This is a genomic window from Streptomyces ossamyceticus, assembly GCF_001418475.1.
Classification (GTDB): domain Bacteria; phylum Actinomycetota; class Actinomycetes; order Streptomycetales; family Streptomycetaceae; genus Streptomyces; species Streptomyces ossamyceticus.
The window spans coordinates 686-6,754 of record NZ_LIQX01000683.1; the positions used below are offsets into that span (position 1 = coordinate 686).

A 6,069-nucleotide genomic window follows, 5' to 3' on the forward strand; every position below is an offset into this window, starting at 1 on the left:
GAGCGGCGCAGTCGGAGCGGCGCAGTCGGAGCGGCGCAGTCTGAGCGGCGCGGCCCGACCGGCGGGTCACCGATACTGGCCCCATGGTGTCGCCAGAACCGTTCCGGGCCCCGGCGGCCCCCGTGCCGCCGGCCCCGATCACGGCCGACGCGCCGGGGGCGATCCCGCGTCCGCTGCTCACCCAGTCCTGGCTCGACCTGACCTTCCTGCACTGGGCCGCCGACCCGGCCGACGTGGCGGGCCTGCTGCCGCCGGGGACCGTGCCCGACACCCTGGACGGGGTGACGTACGTCGGGCTGGTCGCCTTCCGGATGCACAAGGTCGGCTGGCTGCGTCTCCCCGGTGTGCCCTACCTCGGCTCGTTCCCCGAGACCAATGTGCGGCTGTACTCGGTCGACGCGCACGGACGGCGCGGTGTCGTCTTCCGCTCCCTCGACGCCTCCCGGCTGCTGCCGGTCGTGGTGGGCCGGATCGGCTTCCGTATGCCGTACCTGTGGTCCCGCATGACGATCGACACGACGGCGTACGGCGTCCGGGGCGCCGTCGGCGACGGTCCCCGCCCCGGCACCGGACCCGGGGTCCCCGGCCCCCGGCCGGGCGGTGTCCGTGTCACCTACACCAGCCGCCGGCGGTGGCCTGGCCCGCGCGGGGCGTACAGCCGGATCACCGTGCGGGTCGGTGAGCGCGTCGACGAGCCGACGGGGCTGGAGCACTTCCTGACCGCCCGCTGGGGGATGCACGGCGCCTTCTTCGGCAGGCCGATGTTCCTGCCCAACGCCCACCCCCGCTGGCCGCTGCACCGCGCCGAACTGGTCGAGTGCGAGGAGGACCTGGTCGCCGCGGCGGGCCTGCCCGCTCCCGTCGGACCGCCGGTGAGCGTCCTGTACTCGCCCGGCGTCCCCGCCCGCTTCGGCCGCCCGGCCCGCCCGGCGGGCATCCCCACGCCCTGACGGTCGCGGACGCCTCCCCCACACGTGACGAACCCCCGGGTCCGGGACCCGGGGGTTCGTCGCTGTGCGATGACCGTGCGGCCGCCGGTTACGGGGCGTCGATCAGGTGGTGCGGGGGCACCTTCACCGTGCGGGCGCCGGGCTTGCCGCCGAGGACCACCTTGCGCAGGGCGACGTTGTTCTTGGTGTCGCTCTCCTTGAGACGGTTCTCCGGGTTGGCGATGACCTTGATGTAGTACGTGCCGTTCGGCAGGTCGGTGATGTCGAACGACTGGCCGGGACGCTCCTGGGTGTAGGTGTCGCCGGAGCCGACGTCGAGGACCTCACGCACGGAGATGGCCTCCTGCGAACCGCACGCGGTGGACAGGTCGGTGTTCTCCGGGTGCCAGTTGGCGCCCTTCACCGTGTAGTCGATGGCGTCGGTGTTGGCCAGGCAGAACGCCTCCTTGCCGGAGCGCACCTCCTTCGTCTGGTCCGCGCTGAGCAGGCGGTAGCTGGCGAAGTCGGTGAAGTGCCAGTGCATGTGGCCCTCACGCGGGTCCCACTCCATGGTGCCGGCGGGGGAGTAGCCGACCTGCTTGCCCTTGGCGTCGTAGAAGTACTGGTACGAGTCCATCAGGTCGGCGCCCGGCTTGCGGAAGCCGTCCACGACGAGGGGCGCGGGGCCCGCGTTCCACACGTTGGCGCTGAAGGCGAGGTAGTCCTTGCCCGGTACGTCGCCGTCCTCGCCGTCGGTGATGGAGATGCCCCAGGCCGGCAGCGAACGCAGGTCGGGCTTGGGCACGTTGGCCGGGGCGCCGGTCTTGCCGGTGGGCCGCTTCGCGGCGGGCTGAAGCGCGGGTGCGATGCGCGAGCCGTCGGTGTGGCCGGGGCCGTCGCCCAGGTGCTTGGCCAGGCCGCGGTCCTCCAGTGCGTGGGGGAGGGCGGGCGGCATCGGGACGTCCTCGCCGCGCGGGCCGAAGCCGTGCATCGGCGGCTGGGTCGGGTCGACGGGGGCGGCGTCGTGACCACCGTGGCCGCCGTGCCCGGCGGCGTGGTGGGCGGAGGACTTGGCGCTCACACCGACGCCGCCCTCACCCTCCTCGTCGTACTGCACCACCGTCACCTTGACGGAGGGCCGGTCGTTCGACATGCCGAACAGGTCGCGGTACTTCTTCGCGACGCCGACCTCCGCGGTGTACTCACCCGCCGGGATGTCCACCGTGTCGTCGTAGCGGTACTGGGTGGTGTTGACCGCCCAGCCCTTCTCCACACCCCACACCGAGCCCAGCGTCCACGGGTTGCGCGAGCAGCTCTGCGGGTAGTGCGAGGTCGACGGAGCGTCCGGGCGGATACGGCCGGAGGCGTTGTTCGGGCAGAAGTCGCTGGCAGTCTTGAGCACCTGCTGACCCGCGGAGTTCTTGAGCGAGATCTCCAGGAAGCCGGGCAGCCCGCCGTGGTCGGTGATCAGACCGGCGGGCAGGGTCCGCGTCGTGGTCTTCTTGCCGTTGCGGAAGATCTGCTGGGCGACGATGGGGTCCTTGTAGGACTTCCGCGTCACCTTGAACTCCAGGGGCGCGCCGTCGACCGTGACGTACGTCCCCAGCTCCAGGATGGTGCCGCCCTCCGGGTACCGGTAGGTCGTCACCGACTTCGAGGCGGCGATCAGCTTGAGCTTCGGGGTGCCGGCCTTGGCGGCGGGCGCCGCGCCCGCGCCGGGGGCGGCCCCCGCCACGGTGGCGACTACGGCGAGCGTGGCCAGGGCGGCGAGCCCGGGACGCCTCAGACGGCTGCGGTGTTCTTGACTGGTCATCGGTTCCTCGTCTGCGAGTGCCATGGTCAGTGGCATCGGACTGGACAACCCACGGACGACCGGCCGCCGATGGTGCTGCGCTCCCCCGAACGCCCTCGGCGCCCACCGGTCTGTGAGCACCCTGTGAGACAGGCGAAAGCCGTGCGGGGGTTGCCTGTTGAAGAGGAAATCGAGAAAAAGAGAGTCCGGAGACGCCCGACGACGACGCGGACGGCGACGCCCGAACTCGCGCACGGCGACGCCCGAACTCGCGGACGGTGACGGGAGAAAACGCGGACAGTGATGGGCGAAAACGCGGACGGTGATGCGCGAAAACGCGGACGGTGACGTCCAAACACCGGGCCGTGCACCGGTGCGAAGTCCCCGGAGAACCCACGCAGGAGCATCACACAGTGTGCACACAGCTCTGAGAATGCCTCGTTAGCGTTGCTGACCGCTCGATCCGCTCGATCCCACGTGCGAACGACGTGACCGGGCCGCGGCCCGGCGGGTCGACGGCATGCCGACACAGGAAGACCTCCATGGACTACTGCTCCTCATGTCGCCGACATCTCAACGGCGCCCTCGTCTGCCCCGGCTGCGGCGCCTACGCGCCGGACATAGCCCCCTCGGCGCCCGGTACGACGACCTCCATGGCCGTCGCACCGACGGTGCCGGCGGCGACCTGGGAGTACGCGGTGTCGGGCGCCGAGGAGACCTGGCACGACGGCGGACGGCCGGAGCCTGAGCCGGAGCTGGAGTCGGCGGCGGGACCGTCGACGGAGCTGGTCCCGGCCGGTGTCGCGCACGCCGAGCGCACCGATGGCATCGAGGGCGTCGAGGATGTGCAGGGCGTGCCGGCCGCGCCGCAGGGGCGGGCGGCGCGGCGGCGTCAGATGGCCCGCTGGAAAAAGAACCAGCGCCGGGCCGTGGTCGCGACCGCGGTGGCGCTGGTCGGCGGCGGTCTGACTGTGATGGGCATGGACCGGCAGTCCACCGATCGGACACAGGCGGCCACCGCTCCGGACGCCGAGGGCCTGGGCGCCGTCGAGGAACAGGGTTCGCAGAGCGGCCGGACACCGGACACGCGCCCCGACGAGACCCGGCGCTCCCCGGACACCTCGCGGGGCCACGCGCGCGGCGGCTCCTCGTACGACGGTTCCGGCGCGCAGCAGCGGAACACCGGTGGCGACACGGGCAACGCACCGCGTACGGCCACGACGCCCCCGTCGGGCCAGCGGGCGCAGACGGGCTCCTCGTCGCACGGCGGGTCGAGCGCGGACGGCTCCACCGAGACCCCGTCGGGCGGGGCGACCACGCCCCCGGCCGGCGACGACTCCGCGGGTTCCGGCGCCGGTTCGGGCGCGGACACGGGCACGGGTTCCGGGTCGGGTTCGGGGAACGACTCCGGCGCGGGAACGGGGACCGGCTCGGACTCGGGTACGGGCTCGGGGTCCGGCTCCGGCTCCGGCTCCGGCTCTGACACGGGCTCGTCCGGCGGCTCGGGCTCCTCGGACTCGGACGCGACCTCGCCCTCGGGCCTGTGTCTGCTCGGCGGAATCGTGTGCGTCAGCTGACAGCACCCGTGTGACGTCGCGGACCGGCGGCCGGCCCTCGCACCGAGGACCGGCCGCCGGTCTGTGCGTCCGTCTCCCGTCGTCGGCGTCAGCGGTCGCCGGCCATCGGACGTGGCCAGGAACGTCCGCTGACGCGTTCGACGTCGGTGTTGAACTGCCGTAGGTCGGCGATGAATCGCTCGCGCCGCTCGGCGGGCCAGTCGGCGATGACCCCGCTGATGCCGTCGACGAACACCTCGCGCTGCTCGGCGAGGCGCGCCAGGCCCTCGTCGGTGATCCGGAACTTGCGGGCCACTCCCCCGTCGGGGTCGAGGGTCCGCTCCACCAGACCGTCGCGCAGCAGCGCCGAGGTCTGCCGGGTGAACGTGGACGGGGCGAAGCCGAACGCGTCCACGAAGTCCGGGATGGACATGGGCCCCTGGGCCTCCAGTCTGCTGAGCAGGACGTAGGCGCTGCGGTCCAGGGCACCGCCGCCACGGACGCCGCGGGGCGCCGACGTCTCGCGGTTGCGCGTGAGGATCAGCAGCTCCCGCTCGATGCGCTCCCCCGCCTCACGGGCATCCACACCGGTCTCCTTCTGCCTGCCTGGCCTCCATGACCCCGCTCACCCTACGTCGAAATTGCGCCATGCAGGGAGAGTGCATGATGCACCATTGATGCATCATGCACAGCGCGAGTAGCGTGCCTTGCGATCTCCACTCCGCCCCCACACGAGGAGACGTCGAGATGAGCAAGGTCGAGACGGGCGAGAACGCCCACCGGGACGACGAACGCACACGCCGCGAGCCGCACGACGCCCACCGGCCACACGACGCACAAGGGCCGGACGAGGAGGTCGTACGGCTGCCGATGGTGAGCCCGGGGCCGCTGGACCCGCCCGCCGCGTGGGAACGGCTGCGGGAGCGGTGCCCGGTGGCGACCGTCGAACTGCCGAGCGGTGACCGGGCGATGTTCCTGAGCCGGTACGCCGATGTGCGGGCGATGCTGTCCGACCCCCGTTTCGCGCGGCCGGCCGCCGGGGACGACAGCGCGCGACTCTCGGCCGACGGGGCGGGCGGTGTCGCGGCCGACGCCGACCCGGAGTACGAGCTGGCCATCCCGGAGAACGGCGAACCCCATCAGCGCTGGCGGCGCCAGGTGGGCCGGTACTTCACCGCGAAGCGGATGGCCGCGCTGCGCCCCCGAATGACGAGGATCGCCGAGTCGCTGTTGGACGAGATGGTGGAGCGGGGCCGGCCCGCCGACCTGAAGGCGGCGCTGGGGTTCCCGCTGCCGGTGTACGTCATCTGCGACCTGCTCGGCGCGCCGGCCGAGGAGCGGGACCGCTTCTCCCACTGGTCGGACGCGTTCCTGAACGTCAGCCGTTTCACGCAGGAGGAGACACGGGCGGCGTTCGGCGAGTTCGCCGCGTACATGCGCGACCTGATCGCCGCCAAGCGGGCCGAGCCGGGCGAGGACCTGCTCAGCATGCTGATCGTGGAGGGCGCGGCCCTGCCGGAGGAGGAGCGGCTGACGGACGCCGAACTGCTCGCCACCGGCATGGGGTTGCTGGTCGCGGGCCATGAGACCACGGCCAACATGATCGGCAAGATGGTGGCACTGCTGCTGTCGGACCGCGCCCGCTGGGACCAACTGCTCCGGGACCCGTCGCTGATCCGTACGGCGGTGGAGGAGGTGCTGCGCTTCGACGCGAACCTGGGCGGCTTCGGCATCCGGCGCCATCTGAGCGAGGACCTCGACCTCGACGGGAAGATGGTGCCGCGCGGCACCA

General features: G+C 72.3%; 5 protein-coding genes. 3 read left to right on the forward strand and 2 right to left on the reverse strand.

Annotated features, from left to right (window positions below; translation table 11 throughout):
* Positions 1–83 precede the first annotated feature (83 nt).
* Positions 84–950: a YqjF family protein gene (locus AOK15_RS36455; RefSeq protein ID WP_055522811.1), complete on the forward strand. Its 867-nt coding sequence runs from the start codon at positions 84–86 to the stop codon at positions 948–950.
* 88 nt (positions 951–1,038) lie between these two features.
* On the opposite strand, the gene AOK15_RS36460 is transcribed toward AOK15_RS36455, so the two are convergent.
* A complete protein-coding gene (locus AOK15_RS36460; RefSeq protein ID WP_240508761.1) occupies positions 1,039–2,742 on the reverse strand; it encodes a lysyl oxidase family protein in 1,704 nt (567 codons plus the stop codon).
* A gap of 521 nt (positions 2,743–3,263) precedes the next feature.
* Here AOK15_RS36460 and AOK15_RS45360 point away from each other — a divergent pair.
* Positions 3,264–4,298: an SCO2400 family protein gene (locus AOK15_RS45360; protein ID WP_055522814.1), complete on the forward strand. Its 1,035-nt coding sequence runs from the start codon at positions 3,264–3,266 to the stop codon at positions 4,296–4,298.
* 88 nt (positions 4,299–4,386) lie between these two features.
* On the opposite strand, the gene AOK15_RS36470 is transcribed toward AOK15_RS45360, so the two are convergent.
* Positions 4,387–4,863: a MarR family winged helix-turn-helix transcriptional regulator gene (locus AOK15_RS36470; protein WP_055522816.1), complete on the reverse strand. Its 477-nt coding sequence runs from the start codon at positions 4,861–4,863 to the stop codon at positions 4,387–4,389.
* Between the two features lie 284 nt (positions 4,864–5,147).
* Here AOK15_RS36470 and AOK15_RS36475 point away from each other — a divergent pair.
* Positions 5,148–6,069: cytochrome P450 family protein (locus tag AOK15_RS36475; RefSeq protein ID WP_055522818.1), on the forward strand; the 922-nt coding region annotated here is incomplete at its 3' end.